Here is a 23,384-nt window from a genome sequence, read left to right as displayed (position 1 = left end):
GGAGTGAGGACACGCCGCGGCATGCTGACGGTACGCTGCCGCACGTCCCCACCGCCAGCCCTGGAAGGTCCGACGTGGACGATCGTCCCTCCCGCTCGGCCACGCGGTCCCGGCGTGCTTTCGGGTCGGTGCTGCTCGGTCCGGCCGAGCAGGACCCCAGTCGGCTGAGGTTCCGCATCCAGCTGCTGCTCACCCTCTTCCTGGTGAGCACCAACGTCATCGGTGCCGGCATCGTCTTCGTGCTCTCGGTCTTCGTGGTGCCCAGCCCCGCGCCCACGCGGGACATGGCGTACGCGCTCGCCGTGGCCGTGCCCTGCTACGTCGGGCTCGCGGTCCTCGTCGGCGCCACGTGGGGCACGTCGGCCACGCTCAAGGCGCAGCGGTGGGCCATCGAGGGTCGCGAGCCCGGGCCCAAGGACCGACGTCGCGCGCTGCGCGCCCCCCGCATGCTGACCCTGCTGCAGGCCGCGCTCTGGATCCTCGCGACCATCCTGTTCACGGTGCTCTCGCTGGTCGTCCAGGAGGAGCGCGCCCTGTCGACCGGTCTCACGGTCGGCATCGCCTCCATCGTCGTCACGACCATCGCCTACCTGCTCGCGGAGTTCGCGATGCGGCCCGTGGCGGCACGCGCCCTCAGCGGCGCGGTCATGAAGAAGCCTCGCGGGCTCGGCGCCGCCACCCGGGTCCTCATGTTCTGGTGGCTCGGCACGGGCGCACCCGTCGTGGGCCTGGTCGTGGTCGGCATCCTCGCGCTCTCCACCGACCAGCTGACCCTCAGCGAGCTGGCCGTCGTCACCCTGGTGCTCGGCAGCGTCGTGCTCTGCTTCGGCTTCTTCGTCATGTGGTTGACGGCGCGCGCCGTCGTGCAGCCCATCACGGGAGTCACCGCGGCCATGCGCGAGGTGGAGCGCGGCGAGTTCGGCACCACCATCGAGGTGTTCGACGGCTCCGAGCTCGGCATGCTGCAGTCCGGCTTCAACCAGATGTCCACCGGCCTGCTCGAGCGGGAGCGGCTGCGCGACGCCTTCGGCCGGCACGTGGGACGCGACGTGGCCGAGGCTGCTCTCGGGGAGATCCGGCTGGGCGGCGAGACCCGCGAGGTCTCGGTGCTGTTCACCGACCTCGTCGGCTCCACCACCTACGCCGAGCAGCGCGACCCCGACGAGGTCGTGGGCATGCTCAACGACTACTTCGGCGTGATCATCGCCGAGGTCGACGCCCACGGCGGGCTGGTCAACAAGTTCATGGGCGACGCGGTGCTGGCGGTCTTCGGCGCACCGCGCCCGCTCGACGACCACCCCGGGCAGGCCCTCGCGGCCGCTCGTCGCATCGGGGAGCGGCTCGAGACCGAGCTCGTCGGCGTCCGCGCCGGGATCGGGGTGGCCACCGGCCGCGCCGTCGCGGGCTACGTCGGTGACGAGTCCCGCTACGAGTTCACGGTCATCGGCGACGCGGTCAACGCGGCGTCGCGCCTCACCGAGCTGGCGAAGGACGTCGACGGCGGGGTGCTGGCCGACCTGCAGGCCGTCGAGGCGGCCGGGTCCGAGGAGTCGGCGCACTGGGCGCCGCACGGCAGCACCGTGCTCCGCGGCCGATCCGACGAGACGCGGACCGCGGTGCCGCGGCGCGCCTCGTCCACGCCCTGAGGCCGTTGGCCGGCCAGGTCCGTCCCACGATTCCCATCACCTGATGGGAATCCCCCACCCACCTGCGGATGCATCCGCAGGTGAGTGAGGGGAAACCATGGTGGGCTCACGACTCCCATCAGGTGATGGGAATCGTGAGCCGCCGGCCGGACGCTCAGCTGACCCCGACGATGGGAAGCCGGAGGGCGCCGGGGGCGTCGTCGGGGACCACGGGGCTCTTGGGTGCGATCGGCTCCATGGACCGGAAGCCCTCGCCCACGGCGGGACGGACGTCGGTCTCGCCGCGGTTGGGCCAGTACGCCATGGCCCGCTCGGCCTGGGCCGTGATGGTCAGCGACGGGTTGACGCCCAGGTTCGCGCTGATGGCGGAGCCGTCGACCACGTGCAGGCCCTCGTACCCGTACAGGCGGTGGTACGGGTCGATGACACCCGTGTCGGGCGAGTCGCCGATGCAGGCGCCGCCCATGAAGTGCGCCGTGAGCGGCACGTTGAACGGCTCGCCGATGGTGCCGCCCGGGGTGCCGCCCATGTGCTCGGCCATGCGCTGCACCGCCACGTGCCCGGGCTCGATGAACGCCGGGTTGGGGGCGCCGTGGCCCTGGCGCGACGTGAGCACCTTGCGACCGAGCAGGTTGCGCTTCGTGTACGTGGTGATCGAGTTGTCGTGCGTCTGCATCACGAGCGCGATGATCGTGCGCTCGGACCAGTGCCGCAGGTCGTACAGCTTGAACAGGTTGCGCTTCTGGGTCCACATCTCCTTGAGCCACGTCTTCCAGCGCTTGGCCGGCAGGCTGCCGTCGGTGAGGACGGTCTGCAGCAGCGACATCGCGTTGGAGCCGCGGCCGTAGCGGCACGGCTCGATGTGGGTGTACTCGTCGGGGTGGAACGAGGAGGTGATCGCCACGCCCTCGGAGTAGTCGATGTCCTTGCCGTCGGAGATCGAGCCCAGGAGCGCCTCGGAGTTGGTGCGCGTGAGCAGGCCCAGGCGGTCGGAGACCTTCGGCAGGACGCCGCGGTCCTTCATGCGGTGCAGGAGCTTCTGGGTGCCCATCGAGCTGGCGGCGAAGATCACCTGCTCGGCGGTGATGACCTTGTGCTTGCGGAAGCGCTTGTTGGTGCCACGGGTCTCGACGGCGTAGCCCCCGCCGGGCAGCGGCGTGACCGACACGACGGTCGTCAGGGCGTGGATCTCGGCGCCGTTCTGCTCGGCCAGGTGCAGGTAGTTCTTGACGAGCGTGTTCTTGGCGTTGTGCCGGCACCCCGTCATGCACTCACCGCAGTTGATGCAGGCGTTGCGGTCGGGTCCGGCGCCGCCGAAGTACGGGTCGGCGACCTTCGCACCGGGCTCGTCGCCGAACAGCACGCCGACGGGGGTGTGGTGGAACGTGCCCTCCACGCCCATGTCGGCCGCGACCTTCTTGATGATCCGGTCGGCCGGGGTCTCGAAGGGGTAGGTGGCCACGCCGAGCATCCGCTTGGCCTGGTCGTAGTACGGCGCCAGCTCGGCCTTCCAGTCGGCGATGTGGCCCCAGGCGGGGTCCTTGTAGAACGGGTCGAGCGGCTCGTAGAGCGTGTTGGCGTACACGAGCGACCCGCCACCCACGCCGGCACCGGAGAGGATGAGGACGTCCTTGAGCTTGTCGATGCGCTGGATCCCGTAGCAGCCGAGCTGTGGCATCCAGAGGAACTTGCGCAGCCGCCAGGACGTCTTGGCGAAGTCCTCGTCGCGGAACCGCTTGCCGGCCTCGAGCACCGCGACCTTGTAGCCCTTCTCGGTCAGGCGGAGCGCGGACACGCTGCCGCCGAAGCCTGAGCCGATGACGATGACGTCGTGGTCGAATGCCATGGGATACCTCTCGTCGTGCTGCGGGGTCGTGCTGGGTGGGGTCGTGCTGGTGCGTCGCGCTGCGTGGTCGTGCTGCGGGGTCAGGCGCGCCGGGTGCGTCGCAGCACCTTGAGGCCGAGCGTGAGGGCCCGAGCGTAGGTCTTGGCGGGGACGAACGCAGGGCCGGCCATCGGGACCGCCCTCTGGACGGCCACCGACTGCGGCTCGGTGTAGCGCAGGATGCCCTCGGCGCCCTGGCGGCGGCCCACGCCCGAGCTGCGCATGCCGCCCATGGGGGCGTCGATGCTGCCGAACGTGGCGGCGAAGCCCTCGTTGATGTTGACCGTGCCGGCCTTGATGCGCGGCGCGACGAGGCGCGCCTGGCGGACCGGGCCGAAGATGCTCGCGTTCAGGCCGTACTCGCCGGCGTTGGCGAGCGCGATCGCGTCCTCGACGGTGCGGTAGCGGTACAGCGAGACGAGCGGGCCGAACGTCTCCTCGGCGAAGCAGGCGGCCGCCTCGGTGACGCCCTCCAGGACGGTGGGCTCGTAGAAGTAGGGGCCGAGGTCGGGCCGGGCCCGCCCACCGGCGAGGACGGTCGCGCCGTTGGCGACGGCGTCGTCGACGTGCTTGGTGACGGTCTCGACCTGGCTCTGGGAGATGAGCGAGCCCATGTCGGCGTCCCAGTCGAAGCTGGCGCCGAGGCTGAGCGCGCGCACGCGCCGCACGAACGCGTCGCGGAAGGAGTCGTAGAGCGCCTCGGGCACGTAGATGCGCTCGATGGACACGCACAGCTGGCCCGCCGAGGAGAAGGCGGCGTTGACGGCGCCGGCCGCGGCGCGCTCGACATCGGCGCCCGGGAGGACGATCATCGGGTTCTTGCCGCCGAGCTCGAGCGAGCAGCTGACCAGCCGCTCGGCGGCCTGCTTGGCCACGAGGGTGCCGGTGGCGGTGGAGCCCGTGAAGCAGATGTAGTCGGCGCGCTCGATGATCGCGGTCCCGACGACGGAGCCGGCCCCGCTGACGACCTGCCAGACGTCGGTGGGGATGCCGGCGCGGCGCAGCAGCTCCACGCCGGCGAGCGCGATGAGCGGGCTCTGGCTGTCGGGCTTGTGCACCACGGCGTTGCCGGCGGCGACGGCGGGCAGACCGTCGGCGATGGCCATGGTCAGGGGGTAGTTCCAGGGGCTGATGATGCCCACGACCCCCTTCGGCACCTGGTTCACGTGCACGCTCGTGAGCCCGGGGAGGGCGCCGTTGCGCCGACGCGTGCGCAGCTGGCTGCGCAGGCGCCGGGCGTAGAACCGGGCGGTGAGCGCCAGGTGGGCCACCTCGTCGAAGGCGTGCGCACGCGCCTTGCCGGACTCCAGCTGGATGAGGTCGAGCAGCTCGTCCTGGTGGGCGAGCACCAGGTCGTGCAGGCGCAGCAGCGCGGCCGACCTGGCCTCGAGCGGCGTGCGGGCCCAGCGCTCCTGGGCGGTGCGGGCGGCGTCGAACGCGGCCTCGACGTCGTCGATCGAGGAGACGGGGATCTCCGCGACGGCCTCGCCCGTGAGCGGCGTGCGGGTGGTGCGGGTCTCGCCGCTCGTGCTGCGGATGAGGGCGGTGAGGCTCGTGACGCGGGAGGCGGGGACGACGCTGGCGGCGGACATGCTGCTCAGGATACCGCCGGTATGTGGAACGCGACAGGGCTTGTGTCACATCGGGGACGTCACACGTCAGCCGAGCAGGCCCTCGCCCCAGAACCCCTTCGCCCCGAGTCCGGGCGGGCACGCGAACACCCCGGAGCTGCGGTGCACGATGTACTCGTTGAGCGCGTCGTTGGTGCTGCCCGCGAGGGTGCGCTGGATGCGCACGAACTGCTCGGGCGAGCGCTGGAAGCTGATGAAGAACAGCCCCGCCGCCAGCTGGCCCAGACCGTCGGTCCCGTTCACGAAGTTGTAGCCGCGGCGCAGGATCTTGGCGCCGCCGTTGGAGTCGGGGTGCGCCATCCGCACGTGCGAGAGGGTGGGGATGGCCGGCTCGCCGTCGGCGCCCTTGGCGGCCAGGTCGATCGCGGCGTGCTCGTCGCCGCCCGACAGCGGTCCGCCCGACCCCTTGGCCCGGCCGATGATCGCCTCCTGGCCGGCCAGCGGCTCGCGGTCCCACGTCTCGATGCGCATGTCGATGCGTCGGGCCACCAGGTAGGACCCGCCCACCAGCCAGTCCGGGCCGTCGGAGCGCTGCACCCACACGACGTCGTCGACGTCGCGGTCCTCGGACTTGACGTTGGCCGTCCCGTCCTTGAACCCGAAGAGGTTGCGCGGCGTCACCTGGGCGGCCGAGGTGGACGACGTGCGTCCGAAGCCCAGCTGGGTGTAGCGGACCGACGCGCGACCGAAGGCGATGCGCACGAGGTTGCGGACCGCGTGCACGGCCACCTGCGGGTCGTTGGCGCACGCCTGGATGGCGATGTCGCCACCGGTGAGCGCCGGGTCGAGCCGGTCGCCGGAGAAGGCCGGCAGGTCGACGAGCTCGGCGGGCCGTCGACCGTCGAGACCGAACCGGGCCTTCCCGTCGCGCTCGAAGAGGCTGGGGCCGAAGCCGATCGTGAGGGTCAGACCCGACGCGGGCAGACCCAACGCCTCCCCGGTGTCCTCCGGCGGGGCGAGCGGGGTCCCGGCGACCGCGCCGTACACCCCGACCTCGTTGCCCTGCGTGAGGCGGCGCGCGGCCTGCGTCCACTCCTTCAGCAGCGACACCAGCTCGTCACGGCTCTCGGTGGTCACGTCGAGCACCACGAAGTGCAGACGGTCCTGGGCCGGGGTGAGGATCCCCGCCTGGTGCCGGCCCTCGAACGCGACCGGGACCGCGTCGGGGTCCGGCGCGACCGGCTCGTCGCGGGTGGCGGCCACCGCGTAGCCACCGGCGGCCCCCGCAGCGAGCGCGCCGACCCCGGCCGCCCCCAGCAGGGAACGACGGGAGACGCCGCTGCGCTCGGTCACGACGGCCATCCTGCCGTGCTCGAGCCCGTGGGGCAGGTGGTCACGCCGAGGCGGCCACGACGGCCGCGACCTTGCTGATCGGCTCGCTCAGGGCGGCGACGGCGTCGGAGAGCTTCTTGACCTGTGCCTTCGTGAGCGTGTCGTAGCCGACCCACTCGCCGGTGTCGGCGTCCTGGTGCTGGTCGAGCTCGGTGTCGAGCGCCTCGAAGCGCTGGTCGATGAGCGTCACCAGCTCGGGGTCGGCCTTCTCCAGCACGGGGCGCAGGGCCGCGATGGCCGCCTGGGACCCCTCGATGTTGGCCTTGAAGTCCCAGAGGTCGGTGTGGCTGAACTCGTCCTCCTCGCCGGTGATCTTGCCGGTGGCGACCTCGTCGAGCAGACCCTTCGAGCCCTGGGCCAGCTGCAGCGCGGTGAGCGGCTGCTCCTTGCTGAGCTCGACGACCTTCTTCACGTTGGCGAGCAGCTCGTCGGCGTAGGGGTCCATGCCCTTGGTGTCGCCCTCGACCCACAGCTGCTTCTCGATGCGGTGCCAGCCGGTGAAGTCGCGGCCCTCGGCCTTCGCGTCGGGCTCACGGCCGTCGGTGATGGGGTCGAGGTCGCCGAAGATCTCGGCGACGGGCTCGATGCGCTCCCAGTAGGTGCGGGCCCGCGGGAACAGCGCCTTGGCCTCGTCGACCTCGCCGGCCTTGACGGCGTCGACGAACTCGGTGGTCTTGTCGATGAGCGCGCCGGTCTGGCTCTCGACGTAGCGCTCGTAGCTCGCGGCGGCGGCCTTGAGCTCCTCGGAGTCCGACAGGTCCTTCGCCGGCGCGCCCGTCACGGACAGCGTCTGGCGGATGCCGTCACCGACCATGCCCGGCTTGCAGGCGCCCTCGTAGGAGCCCTTCGGCAGGTCGACGACCAGGTCCCGTGACAGGCCGGGGCCGACGTTCTCGACCTCGCCCATGATGCGGTCGCCCTCGGCGTAGACGTAGAACTCGGTGACCTTGGAGCCCTTGTTGGTCACCTGGAAGGTGGTCGGGCCGGCGTCGAGCTTCGTGGCGGACACCTCGCACGAGGAGTCCGATGCGGCGACGGCGACGGTCCCGTCACCCGCGGCCGGCTTCTCGGCGCAGGCGCCGAGCAGGGAGAGGGAGACGGCCACCAGGCCGGTGGCGGCGAGACTGCGGTGCATGGAGATCCTTCGGGAGCGGGCGTCCAGGTGAGGAAAGCCTCACCATGGTAGTCCCGCACCGGTTCCCCCACGCAACGATCCGGCGTGTGACGTGCGCCGGCCCTTCGACCCGCCCCCTCGACCCGCCCCCTCGACCCGCCCCCCATCGGTGGATCCTCAACCGCAGGGCCGCTGCTGCGGTTGAGGATCCACCGATGGGGGCAGGGGGCGGGGGCACGCGGCCGACGGATCTTCACACGATCTCCAGGTCGCTCCCCCACGCCGGGACGCGCAGCGAACCTAGGGTCGGGTCCATGACCGCCGAAGCCCGTCGCACCATCCTCGTCGTCGAGGACGAGCCGCTCATCAACCAGATGGTGACCGACCGCCTGCGCGCCGAGGGCCACGACGTGGTCCAGGCGCACGACGGGCCGGGGGCCGTGGTCGCGTTCGAGGAGCACGACCCCGACCTGGTCGTGCTGGACCTCATGCTCCCCGGGTTCGACGGGCTGGAGGTGTGCCGACGCGTGCAGGCCCTGCGTCCGGTCCCCGTGCTGATGCTCACCGCACGCGACGACGAGACCGACGTGCTGGTCGGCTTCGGCGTCGGCGCCGACGACTACGTGACCAAGCCGTTCCGCCAGCGTGAGCTGGTGGCCCGCGTCCACGCCCTGCTGCGCCGCGTCGACCGGGCCGCCGAGCTGGCCGCGCAGGCAGCGCCGACGCGCACCGTCGGCTCGCTCGCCGTCGACGGCGCCACCCGTCGGGTGAGGGTCGACGGTGCCGACGTGCACCTCACGCCGCTGGAGTTCGACCTCCTCACGGCACTCGCCGCCGAGCCCGGGTCGGTGCGCAGCCGCGAGGAGCTGATGCAGGAGGTGTGGGGCTGGTCCGACGCCTCGGGCACCCGCACGCTCGACAGCCACGTGAAGGCCCTGCGCGCGAAGATCGGCGCCGACCGCGTGCGCACGGTGCACGGCGTCGGGTACGCCCTGGAGGAACGATGAGCCCCCGACCGACCAGCACGAGACCGACCAGCACTGGACCGACGGGCGCTCGACCGACGGGCACTGGACCGACGGGCGGCGGGCGTCCGCTCGACGCGGTCGGCTCGATCAAGGCCAAGCTGGGCCTGCTCGTCGGCGCGAGCACCGTGGTCGCCGCACTCCTCGCCCAGATCGGCGACCGGGCCGGCCTGCCCGTCTGGGTCTCCCTGCCGGTCACGGTGGGGGCCGCGCTGCTCGTGACGCAGTGGCTCGCCCGCGGCATGACCTCGCCGCTTCGCACCATGACCGACGCCACCGCGCGCATGTCGGCGGGCGACTACGGCGTCCGTGTCGGCGTGACATCCGACGACGAGGTCGGCCGGCTCGCCCGCGCGTTCGACGCCATGGCCGCCGCGCTGGAGTCGACCGACCGCGAGCGCCGCCAGCTGGTCGCGACCGTCGCGCACGAGCTGCGCACCCCGCTCACCGCGCAGCGGGCGCTGCTGGAGAACCTGGCCGACGGCGTCGTCCAGCCCGACGACGCGGCGCTCGGCGCCGCGCTGCACCAGGCGGAGCGCCTGAGCGACCTGGTGGCCGACCTGCTCGACCTGTCGCGCATCGACGCGGGTGTGGCGCCGCTGCGCCTCGAGGACGTCGACGTCGAGTCGCTCGTGCGGTCCGTCGTCGACGAGAGCCCCGACCGTGGGCGCGACACGTCCGTGACCGTGGAGGTGTCGCCACCCGATCTCGCCGTCCGCGCCGATCCCGGTCGACTCGCCCAGGTGGTGGCGAACCTGGTCGACAACGCCGTCCGGCACAGCCCGACCGGGCGCTCGGTCCGGGTGAGCGCCTCGGCCGAGGACGGCCGGTGGCACCTCGACGTCCGCGACGAGGGTCCGGGCATCCCGTCCGACCTCGAGGACCGCGTCTTCGAGCGGTTCGGCACCGGCCCCGACGCAGGGGGTGGCACCGGCCTCGGACTCGCGATCACCCGCTGGGTCTGCGAGCTGCACGGCGGCACCGTCGACGTCGTGCCCTCCACCGCGGGAGCGCACCTGCGCGCCACCCTGCCGCGCGACCCCCGTCCGACACCCCGTCCGGCCGCCGCCCAGGCATCGACCCTCCCGACGATCGACCCGAGGAGCACCCCCATGACCGCGAGCACCCCACCACAGAACCCCGGCGCCACCGCAACGGTGCCGGACGTCGCGCCACCACCCTCCACCGGCCGAGCCGACGACCTGCTGGCCCGCCTGTGGCCCGAGCGCGCGCTGCCCCCGCAGGTGCCGCTGCTGCTCGCCTCGGCCGGCGTGGGCGTGCTCGGCTCCCTGCTGATCGTCGACCAGCCGATCGGCGTCGGCTCCCTGCTGCTCGCCCTCTCCGTCGCTGCCGTCGTGCTGACGGCGGCACGCGGTCGCTCCCGCAGTGCCGCCGACCCGTTCACGGTCGTGGGCGTGGCTCTCGGGGTCGCCCTCGCCTCGATGACGGTGCTGCGCGCGAGTGAGTGGGTCGGGCTCCTCGGGGTGGTCGTGGCCGGCACCACGGTGGCCGTCGCCGTCACCCGAGCCCGGTCGGTCGTCGCGATCCCCGGTGCCGTCGTCGCGTGGATCGCGTCCGCCGCCCGCGGGCTGCCGCTCCTCGGGCGGACGCTCTCGGCCACGAGCCGCTCGCGCCTGCTGTGGCCGGTGCTGCGCACGACCGCACTGGTCGCCGCCGGCCTGGTGCTCTTCGGCGGGCTCTTCGCCTCGGGCGACGCCGTCTTCGGCACCTGGGCGTCGAGCATCGTGCCCGACCTCGCCTGGGACTCGGTCGTGGCTCGCGGGTTCGTCTGCTTCTTCGTCGCCGGCGTCACCCTGGCCGGCTGCTACCTGGCCCTCAACCCGCCACCCCTGCTCGCCGAGGACCTCCCCACCGGACGACCGGTGCGGCACCGGTGGGAGTGGCTCGTGCCGCTCGGCACCGTCGTCGCCCTGTTCGTCGCCTTCCTCGTGGCGCAGTCGGCTGCCATGTGGGGTGGCCGCGACTACCTGCAGCGCACCACCGGCCTGACCTACGCCGAGTACGTGCACCAGGGCTTCGGCCAGCTGACGACGGTGACGTTCCTGACCCTCGTCGTCATCGGGGTCGCCGCCCGCAAGGCCCCGCGCACCGACGAGCGGGACAGGCTCGTGCTGCGACTGGTGCTGGGGCTGCTGTGCGTGCTGACGCTCGCCGTCGTCGTGTCCGCCCTGTACCGGATGGATCTGTACCAGGAGGCCTACGGCTACACCGTGCTCCGCCTCGCCGTCGTGGGCTTCGAGCTGTGGCTCGGGCTGCTCGTGGCACTCACCCTGGTTGCCGTCGGCCGGCTCACCGGGACCTGGCTGCCGCGCGCCGCGCTGCTGTCCGGCGCCGGCGTCCTGCTGGTCCTCGGCCTGATGAATCCCGCCGGCTGGGTGGCCACCCACAACGTGGAGCGCTTCGCCGAGACCGGGACCCTCGACGTCGACTACCTGCGCTCGCTCGGCGACGACGCCGTGCCGTCGATCGTGGCCGGCCTGCCCGAGCGGACTGCCGCGTGCGTCCTGGACGATCCGTACGGCCCGACGGAGACCGACGACGGCGGCGCCTGGTCCTGGAACCTGGGACGGGAGCGCGCCGACCGGGCACGGGCCGAGGTGGCCGCGGTCCCGTCCGACGGGTCGTGCCTCACCATCGCGCGTGAGTGAGGTCAGCGGGTGAGGACGACCATCCAGCCGACCATCGCGGCACAACCCGCGACACCGACGACCAGGCCCACGAGAGGCCAGTGCCACGTGCGTCTGCGCCGGATCGCCCCACGGACGATGAGCAGCGCCGAGCCGAGGACGACGGTCGCCAGCACCAGCCAGAGGACGGCGATGCCCAGGAAGAACAGCAGTCCTCCCCCGTCGCCGCACAGCAGTGCGCCGTCGTCGGAGGAGGTTCCGCAGCCGTCGGCCGCCATGACCAGCAGCAGCGCCATGACACCGGCGACGGCGGACAGGGCGGAGAGCCCGAGCCACAGGACGGTCGCGACGACGACGTCGGCGACGCGCACGGGGCCGAGGTCGGCCGGCAGCGACGGCAGCCGGCTCCCGGTGTCGCCGGACGCCGACCCGGCGCTCACGCGACGACGACCTCGACCCGCTGGAACTCCTTGAGCTCGGTGTAGCCCGTGGTGGCCATCGCGCGGCGGAGCGCCCCGATGAGGTTCATCGTGCCGTCGGGCACCGACGAGGGGCCGAAGAGCACCGACTCGAGCGAGCCGACGGTGCCGATCTCGACGCGCTTGCCGCGCGGCAGCTCGGCGTGCCACGCCTCGGCACCCCAGTGGAAGCCGCGGCCCGGGGCCTCGGTGGCACGGGCGAACGGGGAGCCGATCATGACGGCGTCGGCACCGCAGGCGACGGCCTTGGCGATGTCGCCGCTGCGGCCGATCGAGCCGTCGGCGATGACGTGCACGTAGCGGCCGCCCGACTCGTCGAGGTAGTCGCGGCGGGCTGCGGCGACGTCGGCGACGGCGGACGCCATGGGCACCGCGACGCCGAGCACCGACCGCGTGGTGTGCGCAGCGCCGCCGCCGAAGCCGACGAGGACGCCCGCCGCGCCGGTGCGCATGAGGTGCAGGGCGGCCTGGTAGGTGGCGCAGCCGCCGACGATGACGGGGACGTCGAGCTCGTAGATGAACTCCTTGAGGTTGAGCGGCTCCGTCTGGCTCGAGACGTGCTCGGCAGAGACGGTGGTGCCGCGGATGACGAAGAGGTCGACCCCGGCCTCCACGACCACGTCGGAGAACTGCTTGGTGCGCTGCGGCGAGAGGGCGGCGGCCACCGTGACGCCGGCGTCGCGGATCTCGCGGAGGCGGTCCTTGATCAGCTCGGCCTTGATCGGCTCGCCGTAGATCTCCTGCAGCCGTGCGGTCGCGGCGACGGCGTCGAGGGACGCGATCTCGGCGAGCAGGGGGGTGGGGTCCTCGTAGCGGGTCCACAGACCCTCCAGGTCGAGCACGCCGAGCCCACCGTGGCGACCGAGCGCGATCACGGTCTCGGGGCTCATCACCGAGTCCATCGGTGCGGCGATGACCGGGAGCTCGAAGCGGTAGGCGTCGATCTGCCAGGCCGTCGAGACCTCCTCGGGGTCGCGGGTGCGCCGGCTGGGCACGATCGCGATGTCGTCGAAGGAGTAGGCGCGGCGGCCGCGCTTGGCGGCGCCGATGTCGAGCTCAGGCATGCGTCCCACCCTAGTGGCGACGGACGTCACGTCTCGTCGGGCGTCGTCGCGGGTCCCACCCCGAGTCCTCGTCCGTGCGCCTCGCCCTCGGCGAGCGCCTTGAGGTTGAGCAGCTGGCGGCGCGCCATCGGGAGGTCGCCGAGCGACAGCAGGTCGACGAAAGGCCGACTGCCCCGGGAGACGAGCTTGAGCAGCAGCCGGGTGCGCCCCTGCCCCACGGGCTCGACGCGGTAGCTCATGACGGCGGGGCCGATCCGGGCCGTGAGCTCACGGCCGGGCTCCACCGCGAGCACGCGCCCGACCTGGCGTCCCATCGCCGTCATGAACACCGCGCCGACGACGGGGTCGGGCAGGTCGGCGCGCACCCGCGGCGAGCGTCGGCCGAGGTTGTCGACCCAGTCGTAGGAGTACGGGGCCAGCCTCAGCTGGCGCACCCACGCCCACACCACGTCGGCCGGCGCGTCGACGGTGACGCCCCGCCACGCCTGCATCGGCGCGTCCGAAAGCACGTCGTCGCAGCCGTACTCCAGCGCGACCTCGGCGTCGGTGACGCCCCACCGGTCGGCCAGGACGCGACGGGGCCTCACGACGTCGTCAGCGTCCGGCGTAGTTGGGGGCCTCGACGGTCATCTGGATGTCGTGCGGGTGGCTCTCCTTGAGCCCCGCCGACGTGATGCGCACGAAGCGACCGCGCTCCTGCAGCTCGGGGATGGTGCGCGAGCCGACGTAGAACATCGACTGGTGCAGGCCACCGACGAGCTGGTGGGCGACGGCACCGAGCGGACCGCGGTAGGCCACCTGGCCCTCGATGCCCTCGGGGACGATCTTGTCGTCGCTGACCACGTCGGCCTGGAAGTAGCGGTCCTTGGAGTAGGACTTCTTGCCGCGCGAGGCCATGGCGCCGATGGAGCCCATGCCGCGGTAGGTCTTGTACTGCTTGCCGTTCATGAAGATCAGGTCCCCGGGGCTCTCCTCACAGCCGGCGAGCAGCGAACCGACCATGACCGAGTCCGCACCCGCGACGAGCGCCTTGGCGATGTCGCCGGAGTACTGCAGCCCGCCGTCGGCGATGACGGGGATGCCGGCCGGCTTGGCGGCGAGCGAGGCCTCGTACACGGCCGAGACCTGCGGGACGCCGACACCGGCCACCACGCGTGTGGTGCAGATGGAGCCCGGTCCGACGCCGACCTTGACCGCGTCGACACCGGCGTCGACGAGCGCCTGGCTGCCGGCGCGGGTGGCGATGTTGCCGCCGATGACCTGGATGCCGTCGAAGTTCCGGTCGGCCTTGATGCGGCGCACCATGTCGAGCAGCAGACGGGCGTGACCGTGGGCGGTGTCGACGACGAGCACGTCGACCCCGGCCTCGCGCAGCGCGTTGGCACGGTCCCAGGAGTCGCCGAAGAAGCCGACCGCGGCACCGACGAGCAGACGACCCTCGTCGTCCTTGCTGGCGAGCGGGTACTGCTCGGACTTCACGAAGTCCTTGACGGTGATCAGACCGGCGAGGCGGTCGTCGGCGTCGATGATCGGGAGCCGCTCGCGCTTGTGCTGGCGCAGCAGCGACGAGGCGTCCTCACGACTGATGCCGACCGGCCCGGTGACGAGCGGCATGGGCGTCATGACGTCGCCGACGATCGTGGTGGACCACTCCGCGACGGGCGTGAAGCGCAGGTCGCGGTTGGTGATGATGCCGAGGAGCCGGTTGTCGGGGTCGACGACGGGCAGGCCCGAGACGCGGTACTCGCCGCAGATCTCGTCGAGCTCCTCGAGCGTGGCCTTCGGGCCGATCGTGACGGGGTTCGGGATCATGCCAGTCTGGGTGCGCTTGACCAGGTCGACCTGGTAGCTCTGGTCCTCGATGGAGAGGTTGCGGTGCAGGATGCCGATGCCGCCCTCGCGCGCCATGGCGATGGCCATGCGCGACTCGGTGACGGTGTCCATCGCGCTCGACAGCAGCGGGATCCGCAGCGTCAGGTCGCGCGTGAGCCGTGCGGTGGTGTCGACGTCACTCGGGACGACGTCGGTCTCGCCGGGAAGCAGCAGGACGTCGTCGTACGTGAGGCCGAGGCTGGCGAACTTGTCGGGGATGCCCTGCTCCATGCAGCCATGGTACGGCCGCGCGCCAGCGGTTCCGACCGCGTCGGACGTGACCTGCGCCGCGAAAGTGAGCACCCCTCGAGGAGGCGGGTAGAGACCTCCCTGCTTCGTGGGAGAGACTCAGGCGCGTGACCACCAAGGAGACCGAGCGCACGGAGCTGCACAAGACCATCTGGCGGATCGCCAACGACCTGCGCGGGGCGGTCGACGGCTGGGACTTCAAGACCTACGTGCTCGGCATGCTGCTCTACCGATACATCTCCGAGAACCTGCAGAACTATCTCGACCGGGCCGAGCACGAGGCCGGCGACCCGACGTTCCGGTACGCCGACCTCACCGACGCCGACGCCGAGTTCGCCCGGGATGAGGTGGTGGCCGAGAAGGGCTTCTACATCCTCCCGTCCGACCTCTTCGTCAATGTCCGCAAGGGTGCTCGAGACGACGAGAACCTCAACGAGACCCTCGCGCGCGTGTTCCGCGACATCGAGGGCTCGGCCGTGGGCACGCCCAGCGAGGACGACCTCAAGGGCCTGTTCGACGACCTCGACGTCAACAGCAGCAAGCTCGGGCCCACCGTGGCGAAGCGCAACGAGAAGCTGGTCAAGCTGCTCGACGCGATCGGCGACCTGGGCCTCGGCAGCTACACCGACAACACGATCGACGCCTTCGGCGACGCCTACGAGTACCTCATGCAGATGTACGCCTCGAGCGCCGGCAAGTCGGGCGGTGAGTACTACACGCCGCAGGAGGTATCCGAGCTGCTCGCGCGCATCACCGTGGTCGGCAAGACTGAGGTGAACCGGGTGTACGACCCGGCCTGCGGGTCGGGCTCGCTGCTCCTGAAGTTCGCGAAGGTGCTGCCGAACGGGGTGCGCCAGGGCTACTTCGGGCAGGAGATCAACCTGACCACCTTCAACCTTTGCCGCATCAACATGCTCCTGCACGACGTGAACTACGAGAAGTTCGACATCGCCCACGGCGACACGCTGCTCGAGCCGGCGCACTGGGACGACGAGCCGTTCGAGGCGATCGTGTCGAACCCCCCCTACTCCACGAAGTGGCCGGGCGACGCCGACCCTCTCCTCATCAACGACGAGCGCTTCTCCGCCGCGGGCGTGCTGGCGCCCAAGAGCAAGGCCGACCTCGCCTTCACCATGCACATTCTGCGGTGGCTGGCGGTCGACGGCACGGCCGCGATCGTCGAGTTCCCCGGCGTCATGTACCGCAGCGGAGCCGAGCAGAAGATCCGGAAGTACCTCGTCGACAACAACTACGTCGACGCCGTCATCCAGCTGCCGCCCGACCTGTTCTTCGGCACCACCATCGCCACCTGCATCCTCGTGCTCAAGAAGAGCAAGGCCGACGACGCGGTGCTGTTCGTCGACGCGAGCGCCGAGTTCACCCGCATCGGCAACAAGAACAAGATCACCGAGCTGCACCAGGGCAAGATCCTCGACGCCTTCACTGCCCGCGAGGGCGTGCCCCACTTCGCCCGCCTCGTCCCCGCCGCCGAGCTGGCCGCCAACGGCTACAACCTCTCCGTCTCGTCGTACGTCGAGGCCGAGGACACCCGCCAGGTCGTCGACATCGTCGCCCTCAACGCCGAGATCAAGGAGATCGTCGCCCGGCAGTCGGTGCTGCGGGAGAAGATCGACGCGATCGTGGCGGAGTTGGAGGGGACTGCGTGAGCATGCCGACATGGGACGGCTTTTGTCTTCCAGTTCTGCTGGTGCTGCGCGACGGCGAGGTGCGGAGCCTCAGGGACCTGGCAACCGAGGTCTCGGACTTCATTGGGCTCACTTCCGAAGAGCGAGCCGAGGAACTGGGCTCCGGCAACCGGAAAGCACTCAACAGGATCGGATGGGCGACCTCCTATCTCCAACGGGTGGACGCGATCTCCCGGCCCCGTCGGGGGCACTACGTGATCGCAGATCGCGGCCACGAGCTGATCGCTTCACATCCGAGCGGCATCACCGAGGCGGATCTTCGGCCCTTGGCGCGGCCAGGCGACGAATGGTGGATCAACAAGCGCGTCAGTTCCCGCGACGAACCGGCTCGCCCCATAGCCGCGAGCACGGGAGACCAGGACGAGATTTCGCAGAGCGTCGATCCAGTGGAGCAGATCGAGATCGGCCTCAAGCGGATCCACGACGACGTCACAGCCGATTTGCGGACACGGCTCGTCGGGAACGATCCGGCATTCTTCGAACAGGCCGTGCTCGATCTTCTGATCGCGATGGGCTACGGAGGTGCTGAGGGGCGAGCGACTCTCACGAAGCAGTCGAACGATGAAGGCATCGACGGCTTCATCGACCAGGACGCACTTGGCGTCGCGCGTGTCTACGTGCAGGCGAAGCGATATACGGATCGAGCCGTAGGTCGACCCGAGCTTCAGGCCTTCGTGGGTGCACTGAGTGGCAAGGCCGATGGCGGGGTCTTCTTCACCACGAGCCGCTTCAGTCGTGATGCGGTCGACTACGCCGAGATCGTCCCCAGCCGACTGATCCTCGTCGACGGCGAACGGATGACTTCCCTCATGGTCAGGTACGGCGTAGGCGTGCAGGTGAAACAGACCTATCAGCTGGTCGAGGTGGATGAGGACTTCTTCGAATGACAGATGCTGGCACATTCCTCCGGGACCTCACCCCCGAAGACGTCGACCGCAAACCGCTCGGGGAGATCGGGACGTTCATCCGAGGTCGGCGGTTCACGAAGGCTGACTATGTCGAGGTCGGGTTGCCGTCGATCCACTACGGCGAGATCTACACGACCTACGGGACCGTGGCGTTTGGAGCGCGGCGTTTCGTTCGTCCGGAGCTTCGGAGTACCCTGCGGCTGGCAGGCAAAGGCGACATCGTTATCGCCGGCACGGGTGAAAACGTTTCCGAAGTCGGCAAGGCCGTCGCCTGGATGGGAGATGAGCCGGTCGCGGTGCACGACGACTGCTTCATCCTCACGGATCACGGCATGGATCCCGAGTTCCTCTCTTACTTCTTCCAGTCGACCCACTTCCATGAACAAAAAACGCGGCTGGCCTCCGAGTCCAAGCTGGCTCGCATTTCGGGCGCGAACCTCGCGACTATTCTGACCCCCATCCCAGCGGTGGAGACCCAGGTCGCGATCGCGCAGGTCTTGAAGCAAATGGAACGGCTGGAAGCGGAGCTGGAAGCGGAGCTGGAAGCGGAGCTGGAAGCGAGACGTCGCCAATACGAGTTCTACCGTGACTCGCTGCTGAGCTTCCAGACGGAGACCCCCCCCGAAGGATCCGACTGAGTGACGTCGCCGTCCTCTACGGGGGACTGACCGGGAAATCGAAGCAGGACTTCTCCGGCGGCGACAGTCGATTCGTCTCCTACACCGACGTCTTCGCTCTACCGACCCTCCGAGCGCTTCCATCGAACCTCGTCCGGGTGGAGCCCGGCGAACGACAGAACCGCGTCGTACGCGGCGACGTCCTGTTCACCGCCTCCTCCGAGAGCGCAGCAGAGGTCGGCATGTCGTCGGTCGTGATGATCGAACCGGACGAACCCCTCTACTTGAACAGCTTCTGCTTCGGCCTGCGCTTCAACGACGACATCAACATCGATCCTCGATTCGCACGGCACCTCTTCCGATCCACGCCAATACGGTGGGCGATCGCGAAGACCGCCAGCGGGGTCACGCGATTCAACATCTCGAAGGATCGCTTTCGGCGCCTCGAGATCCCCGTTCCGTCGATCGCCGACCAGCAGCGCATCGCCTCGACGCTGGACGCCCTCGACGCGCTGGTGAACGACCTCGGCTCCGGACTGCCGGCCGAGATCGCGGCTCGAAGGACGCAGTACGAGCACTATCGCGACCGGCTGCTCTCGTTCAAGCCTGCCTAAACCGGCACCTCAGCAGGAGATCGGCGGAAGGCTCCGGCCAGTGGTGCCGACCTGTTCCGCCGAAGGTCCGGCCACGCGTTCGCCAGCCTGATCGAGCACCTGACCGCCGACGAGCTCCCGTCCAACGGCGGCGTGAACGCGGTCGTGACAGTCAACCTCGACTACGAGACCCTCATGGACGGCCTGAAGGCCGCGGGCCTGTCCAACGGGACCCGGATCAGCGCCGGCGAGGCCAGGCGGCTCGCGTGCAGCGCGCAGGTCGTGTCGATGGTCCTGAACGGCACGTCACTGCCGCTTGACCTCGGGTCGACGAATCGGCTCTTCAACCGGTCATCCCGACGAGCCCTCGAACGCGGGAACGGAGGCTGCACCGCACCCGGCTGCGACCGCGAGAGCAGAGGGTGCGAGGCCCACCACCTCACCCCCTACGCCATCAGCAAGACCACCGACATCCGCGACGGGGCGCTGCTGTGCTCGTTCCACCACCACCGGGTCCACGACCAGGGCTGGACCGGCCGCATCAACCCCGACGACGGACACGTCGAGTGGAAGGTCGCCGGCGCCGACCCCTGGATCCGCAACACCCGCTGGCGACCCTGATCACGCGCAATAAGGTGGCCTTATGACTCTACTGGACGACTACCGCGCTGCGCGGCGCGACGAGGACGTCGCGCGACTCCGTCGCGCCCTCGCCCTGCGGGCACTGGTGGCCGGTGGGACGAGCCAGCGGGAGATCGCCGCCGCGCTCGGCATCAGCCAGCCGGCCGTCAGTCAGCAGCTGTCCGTCGCTCGACGTCTCGACGACATCGACGTCGAGACACTCGTCGAAGCCGCTGCGCCCGTCCTCGTCCTGGTCGCCCACGACCGCGGCTTCACCCGTCTCGCGGTCTCCGGCTCCGTGGCACGGGGCGATGCCACGTCCGACTCCGACATCGACCTCCTCGTCGACCCACCCATCGACGCGAGCATCGCCGACGTCATGCGTCTCCGAGGGACGTTCGAGACCGTGCTCGGGAGGCCCGTCGACCTCGTCACCTACGGCGGACTCCACCCTGCCCGCGACGCCGACATCCTCACCGACGCGAAGGCACTGTGATGGACCGGCGCACGGCGAAGGAGCTGTTGCACCTGCGCGACTGGTTCACCCGCGCCCAGACCGTCGTCGCGGCCGGACGGGACGCCTACCTCGACGACGCCCTGCTCCAGGAAGCAGGCGACTCGCTGCTCATGAAGATCGGCGAGACGGCCAACCGGCTCAGCCGTGCAGGACTCGAGGCGCCCGACGGCGTGCGCTGGCCCGACGCCGTGGCCACCCGCAACTGGCCCATCCACCAGTAGGACACCATCGACCGCTCCATCGCCTGGACCACGCTCACCCGCGACGTCCCCGCCTGGAGTGCCGCCCTCGCCGACCTGATCGCAGTAGCGGAACGCGTGATCACGGCCGAAGCGCGAGAGCAGTGAACCGGTACGATCAGCCGAGTTCCGTCCCTCGCAGCCTCTAGGGTCGAACGGTGAGCGGCACCCAGACCCCCGGCACTCCCCCGGCCTACGCGCCCGTCGCCGTCAGCGACGAGAGCACCGTCGTCGCCGAGTACCTCGCCGACGCGAGCGACGACGCCGGCTACCAGAGCGAAGCCTCTCTCGAGAAGGCACTCGTCGACCAACTGCAGCGCCAGGCCTACGCGTACCTACCTCTGACCAGCGACGCCGACCTCGTCGCCAACCTGCGCGAGCAGCTCGCCCGGCTCAACGATTACACGTTCACCGACACCGAGTGGAAGCGGTTCTTCACCGAGAAGATCGCCGCCGCCGGCGACGGGATCGTCGAGAAGACCGTCCGCATCCAGACCGATCACGTACAGGTGCTCACCCGCGACGACGGCACCGCGAAGAACATCAGCCTGCTCGACAAGCGGAAGATCCACCGCAACCGCCTGCAGGTCATCAACCAGTACGAGGCCGAAGGCGCCAAGGCTACCCGTTACGACGTGACCATCCTCGTCAACGGACTGCCGCTCGTTCACGTCGAGCTCAAGCGACGTGGCGTCGACATCCGCGAGGCCTTCAACCAGATCGCCCGCTACCAGCGCGACAGCTTCTGGGCCGACTCCGGACTGTTCGGGTACGTGCAGCTCTTCGTCATCAGCAACGGCACCCTCACCAAGTACTACAGCAACACCACGCGTGAGTCCCACGTCGGCGAGGTGGCCAAGGCCGCCGGCCGCAAGGGACGCCGGCAGACGTCGCACAGCTTCGAGTTCACCAGCTGGTGGACCGACGCCACCAACACCCGCATCGGCGACCTCACCGGCTTCACCAAGACGTTCTTCGCCAAGCACACGCTTCTCAACCTGCTCACCCGCTACTGCGTGCTCGACTCTGACCACAAGCTCCTCGTCATGCGGCCGTACCAGGTGGTGGCCACCGAACGGATCCTGCAGCGCATCGAGACGTCGAGCCACGCCAAGCGCTGGGGATCGGTCTCCGCCGGCGGGTACGTGTGGCACACCACCGGCTCGGGCAAGACCCTCACCAGCTTCAAGACCGCGCAGCTCGCCAGCGGACTCGCCGGCGTCGAGAAGGTGTTGTTCGTCGTCGACCGCAAGGACCTCGACTACCAGACGATGCGCGAGTACGACCGGTTCGAGAAGGGTGCGGTCGACGGCACCCGCAACACGAACCACCTCAAGGAGCGGCTCGGCAACCCCGACTCGAGGATCCTCGTCACCACCATCCAGAAGCTCGCCCGGTTCATCGAGCGCAACCCCCAGCACCCGGTCTACGACCAGCACGTCGTGATCGTGTTCGACGAGTGCCACCGCAGCCAGTTCGGCGACATGCACACCGCGATCACGAAGGCGTTCCGCCGCTACCACCTGTTCGGCTTCACCGGCACGCCGATCTTCGCCGACAACGCCGGCACCAGCGGCTCACCCGGCCTGCGCACCACAGAGCAGGCCTTCGGCGACCGGCTGCACACCTACACGATCGTCGACGCGATCCACGACAAGAACGTGCTTCCCTTCCGGATCGACTACGTCAATACCGTCAGGGTGGGCGACGGCGTGGTCGACAAGCAGGTCTCCGCCATCGACACCGAACGGGCGCTGCTGTCACCGCAGCGCATCAGCCAGGTCGTCGACTACGTGCTCGACCACTTCGACCAGAAGACCCGACGCGCCCAGCACTACAAGCTCGGCGACAAGCGCGTCTCTGGCTTCAACTCCCTGTTCGCCGCCGCCTCCATCGACGCGGCCAAGCGGTACTACACGACCTTCGAGGCCGAGCAGCGCCGACGCGAGGAGACCGACCCCGGCTACCAGCGGCTGCGCATCGGCATCATCTACAGCTACGCCGCCAACCAGGAGGTCGGCGGAGGCCTGCTGGCCGAGGAGGACTTCGAGACCGACGCGCTCGACCAGGGCTCCCGCGACTTCCTCGAGGACGCGGTGGCCGACTACAACGACCTGTTCGCCACCTCCTTCGACACGTCCGCCGACGGGTTCCAGGGGTACTACAAGGACCTCTCGCAACGGCTGAAGAACCGAGAGATCGACCTCGTGATCGTCGTCAACATGTTCCTCACCGGCTTCGACGCCACCACCCTGAACACCCTGTGGGTCGACAAGTTCCTGCGCCAGCACGGACTCATCCAGGCCTTCTCCCGCACCAACCGCATCCTCAACTCAGTCAAGACGTACGGCACGATCGTCTGCTTCCGCGACCTCGAGGACGCCACCAACGACGCCCTCGCCCTGTTCGGCAACAAGGACGCCCAGGGCATCGTGCTCATGGCGCCATTCGCGGAGTACCACGCCGAGTACGCCGCGAAGGTCGCCGAGCTGCAGGCCCACTTCGAACCAGGCGTCACGCCGATCGGCGAGGAGGCGCAGAAGGACTTCATCGCCCTGCTCGGCGCCATCCTGCGGCTGCGCAACATCCTCGTCTCCTTCGACGAGTTCGCAGGCCAGGAGATCCTGTCCGCGAGAGACCTGCAGAACCACCAGAGCGTCTACCTCGACCTCTACCGCTCGTTCCGCCAGGAGCAGGCCGCCGAGATGGAGGCCATCGAGGACGACCTCGTCTTCGAGATCGAGCTCATCAAGCAGGTCGAGGTCAACGTCGACTACGTGCTCATGCTCGTGCGCCGGTACCTCGAGGAGCACGGCCCCGCGGACGACCAGGAGATCCGCGCGCAGATCACCCGTGCGGTCGATGCGAGCCCGAGCCTGCGGAATAAGCGCGACCTCATCGAGCAGTTCGTCGACTCCCTCACGGTCGGCGCCGAGGTCGACGAGGAGTGGGAGGCCTTCGTCGCGGCGAAGCGAAAGTCCGAGCTCGACGCGATTATCGAGACCGAGAACCTGAAGCCGGAGGAGACGCGCACGTTCGTCGACGCGGCGTTCCGCGACGGCGTCCTCACCGAGACGGGCACCGCGGTGACGCGGATCCTGCCGCCCACCTCGCGATTCGCGAAGGCGGGCAACCACGCGGCGAAGAAACGGACGGTGCTGGAGAAGCTGCGGACCTTCTTCGACCGGTACTCCGGACTCGGCTGAGCCACCCGACCGGGGGCAGAGGTCCGGCAGGG

The 23,384-nt window shown here is 70.0% G+C and carries 19 protein-coding genes; 11 read left to right on the top strand and 8 right to left on the bottom strand.

Annotated elements, in window-relative coordinates:
• The first annotated feature begins 74 nt into the window (after positions 1–74).
• A complete protein-coding gene (locus RQG84_RS03500) occupies positions 75–1,646 on the top strand; it encodes an adenylate/guanylate cyclase domain-containing protein (RefSeq protein ID WP_311208878.1) in 1,572 nt (523 codons plus the stop codon).
• A 154-nt stretch (positions 1,647–1,800) separates the two neighbouring features.
• Here the strand turns inward: RQG84_RS03500 and RQG84_RS03495 are convergent, their stop codons facing one another.
• The 4 genes from RQG84_RS03495 to efeO all read right to left on the bottom strand — a co-directional run bounded on the left by RQG84_RS03495 (position 1,801) and on the right by efeO (position 7,629).
• Positions 1,801–3,492, bottom strand: a complete 1,692-nt coding sequence (locus tag RQG84_RS03495; protein WP_311208877.1) for a GMC family oxidoreductase — start codon at positions 3,490–3,492, stop codon at positions 1,801–1,803.
• An 80-nt stretch (positions 3,493–3,572) separates the two neighbouring features.
• Positions 3,573–5,123, bottom strand: coding sequence for a succinic semialdehyde dehydrogenase (locus RQG84_RS03490; RefSeq protein WP_311208876.1), 1,551 nt, complete (start codon positions 5,121–5,123; stop codon positions 3,573–3,575).
• A gap of 66 nt (positions 5,124–5,189) precedes the next feature.
• Entirely contained in the window at positions 5,190–6,464 is a 1,275-nt protein-coding gene (gene efeB, locus RQG84_RS03485) for an iron uptake transporter deferrochelatase/peroxidase subunit (RefSeq protein WP_311208875.1), read from the bottom strand.
• Between the two features lie 31 nt (positions 6,465–6,495).
• Complete coding sequence (gene efeO, locus RQG84_RS03480; protein ID WP_056573499.1) at positions 6,496–7,629, bottom strand: iron uptake system protein EfeO; 1,134 nt, start codon at positions 7,627–7,629, stop codon at positions 6,496–6,498.
• Positions 7,630–7,922: 293 nt separating this feature from the next.
• On the opposite strand from efeO, the gene RQG84_RS03475 reads away from it, so the two are divergent.
• Both RQG84_RS03475 and RQG84_RS03470 read left to right on the top strand, forming a co-directional pair.
• Complete coding sequence (locus RQG84_RS03475) at positions 7,923–8,615, top strand: response regulator transcription factor (RefSeq protein WP_311208874.1); 693 nt, start codon at positions 7,923–7,925, stop codon at positions 8,613–8,615.
• A complete protein-coding gene (locus RQG84_RS03470; RefSeq protein WP_311208873.1) occupies positions 8,612–11,302 on the top strand; it encodes a DUF4153 domain-containing protein in 2,691 nt (896 codons plus the stop codon). The genes RQG84_RS03475 and RQG84_RS03470 overlap by 4 nt, the downstream gene beginning before the upstream one ends.
• Before the next feature lie 2 nt (positions 11,303–11,304).
• Here RQG84_RS03470 and RQG84_RS03465 read toward each other — a convergent pair whose 3' ends face one another.
• The 4 genes from RQG84_RS03465 to guaB are packed head-to-tail and all read right to left on the bottom strand — an operon-like array spanning position 11,305 to position 14,927.
• The gene (locus tag RQG84_RS03465) at positions 11,305–11,721 is read right to left on the bottom strand and encodes a hypothetical protein (protein ID WP_311208872.1); all 417 of its coding nucleotides are present in this window, start codon (positions 11,719–11,721) and stop codon (positions 11,305–11,307) included.
• A complete protein-coding gene (locus tag RQG84_RS03460; RefSeq protein WP_055966179.1) occupies positions 11,718–12,824 on the bottom strand; it encodes a GuaB3 family IMP dehydrogenase-related protein in 1,107 nt (368 codons plus the stop codon). Before RQG84_RS03460 ends, RQG84_RS03465 begins: the two co-directional genes overlap by 4 nt.
• A gap of 26 nt (positions 12,825–12,850) precedes the next feature.
• Positions 12,851–13,411, bottom strand: coding sequence for an SRPBCC family protein (locus RQG84_RS03455; protein WP_311208871.1), 561 nt, complete (start codon positions 13,409–13,411; stop codon positions 12,851–12,853).
• Between the two features lie 7 nt (positions 13,412–13,418).
• The gene (gene guaB / locus RQG84_RS03450; RefSeq protein WP_311208870.1) at positions 13,419–14,927 is read right to left on the bottom strand and encodes an IMP dehydrogenase; all 1,509 of its coding nucleotides are present in this window, start codon (positions 14,925–14,927) and stop codon (positions 13,419–13,421) included.
• A gap of 125 nt (positions 14,928–15,052) precedes the next feature.
• On the opposite strand from guaB, the gene RQG84_RS03445 reads away from it, so the two are divergent.
• The 8 genes from RQG84_RS03445 (at position 15,053) to RQG84_RS03410 (ending at position 23,352) form a co-directional block, all read left to right on the top strand.
• On the top strand, positions 15,053–16,612 hold the full coding sequence (locus tag RQG84_RS03445) for a type I restriction-modification system subunit M (RefSeq protein ID WP_311208869.1): 1,560 nt from the start codon (positions 15,053–15,055) through the stop codon (positions 16,610–16,612).
• A gap of 2 nt (positions 16,613–16,614) precedes the next feature.
• Positions 16,615–17,538, top strand: a complete 924-nt coding sequence (locus RQG84_RS03440) for a restriction endonuclease (RefSeq protein ID WP_311208940.1) — start codon at positions 16,615–16,617, stop codon at positions 17,536–17,538.
• A complete protein-coding gene (locus RQG84_RS03435; RefSeq protein WP_311208868.1) occupies positions 17,535–18,197 on the top strand; it encodes a restriction endonuclease subunit S in 663 nt (220 codons plus the stop codon). The genes RQG84_RS03440 and RQG84_RS03435 overlap by 4 nt, the downstream gene beginning before the upstream one ends.
• Positions 18,188–18,790: a restriction endonuclease subunit S gene (locus RQG84_RS03430; protein ID WP_311208939.1), complete on the top strand. Its 603-nt coding sequence runs from the start codon at positions 18,188–18,190 to the stop codon at positions 18,788–18,790. The genes RQG84_RS03435 and RQG84_RS03430 overlap by 10 nt, the downstream gene beginning before the upstream one ends.
• A gap of 51 nt (positions 18,791–18,841) precedes the next feature.
• The gene (locus RQG84_RS03425; RefSeq protein WP_311208938.1) at positions 18,842–19,390 is read left to right on the top strand and encodes a DUF222 domain-containing protein; all 549 of its coding nucleotides are present in this window, start codon (positions 18,842–18,844) and stop codon (positions 19,388–19,390) included.
• 22 nt (positions 19,391–19,412) lie between these two features.
• Positions 19,413–19,886, top strand: a complete 474-nt coding sequence (locus RQG84_RS03420; protein WP_311208867.1) for a nucleotidyltransferase domain-containing protein — start codon at positions 19,413–19,415, stop codon at positions 19,884–19,886.
• Positions 19,886–20,128, top strand: a complete 243-nt coding sequence (locus RQG84_RS03415; RefSeq protein WP_311208866.1) for a hypothetical protein — start codon at positions 19,886–19,888, stop codon at positions 20,126–20,128. The genes RQG84_RS03420 and RQG84_RS03415 overlap by 1 nt, the downstream gene beginning before the upstream one ends.
• Positions 20,129–20,304: 176 nt before the next feature.
• Positions 20,305–23,352 (top strand): type I restriction endonuclease subunit R, encoded by a 3,048-nt coding sequence (locus tag RQG84_RS03410; protein WP_311208865.1) that lies wholly within the window; start codon positions 20,305–20,307, stop codon positions 23,350–23,352.
• Positions 23,353–23,384 lie beyond the last annotated feature (32 nt).

Source organism: Aeromicrobium sp. WCS2018Hpa-31 (assembly GCF_031843905.1).
Lineage (GTDB): Bacteria > Actinomycetota > Actinomycetes > Propionibacteriales > Nocardioidaceae > Aeromicrobium.
The sequence above is the reverse complement of the archived record's forward strand: the minus strand, read 5'-3'. Positions and strand labels throughout refer to the sequence as shown.

What these genes read in the sequence shown, in the direction of transcription:
- RQG84_RS03495 (WP_311208877.1), bottom strand. Translation starts at nt 3,492, where the DNA reads ATGGCATTCGACCACGACGTCATCGTCATCGGCTCAGGCTTCGGCGGC.
- RQG84_RS03490 (WP_311208876.1), bottom strand. Translation starts at nt 5,123, where the DNA reads ATGTCCGCCGCCAGCGTCGTCCCCGCCTCCCGCGTCACGAGCCTCACC.
- efeB (WP_311208875.1), bottom strand. Translation starts at nt 6,464, where the DNA reads ATGGCCGTCGTGACCGAGCGCAGCGGCGTCTCCCGTCGTTCCCTGCTG.
- efeO (WP_056573499.1), bottom strand. Translation starts at nt 7,629, where the DNA reads ATGCACCGCAGTCTCGCCGCCACCGGCCTGGTGGCCGTCTCCCTCTCC.
- RQG84_RS03475 (WP_311208874.1), top strand. Translation starts at nt 7,923, where the DNA reads ATGACCGCCGAAGCCCGTCGCACCATCCTCGTCGTCGAGGACGAGCCG.
- RQG84_RS03470 (WP_311208873.1), top strand. Translation starts at nt 8,612, where the DNA reads ATGAGCCCCCGACCGACCAGCACGAGACCGACCAGCACTGGACCGACG.
- RQG84_RS03460 (WP_055966179.1), bottom strand. Translation starts at nt 12,824, where the DNA reads ATGCCTGAGCTCGACATCGGCGCCGCCAAGCGCGGCCGCCGCGCCTAC.
- guaB (WP_311208870.1), bottom strand. Translation starts at nt 14,927, where the DNA reads ATGGAGCAGGGCATCCCCGACAAGTTCGCCAGCCTCGGCCTCACGTAC.
- RQG84_RS03440 (WP_311208940.1), top strand. Translation starts at nt 16,615, where the DNA reads ATGCCGACATGGGACGGCTTTTGTCTTCCAGTTCTGCTGGTGCTGCGC.
- RQG84_RS03435 (WP_311208868.1), top strand. Translation starts at nt 17,535, where the DNA reads ATGACAGATGCTGGCACATTCCTCCGGGACCTCACCCCCGAAGACGTC.
- RQG84_RS03420 (WP_311208867.1), top strand. Translation starts at nt 19,413, where the DNA reads ATGACTCTACTGGACGACTACCGCGCTGCGCGGCGCGACGAGGACGTC.
- RQG84_RS03415 (WP_311208866.1), top strand. Translation starts at nt 19,886, where the DNA reads ATGGACCGGCGCACGGCGAAGGAGCTGTTGCACCTGCGCGACTGGTTC.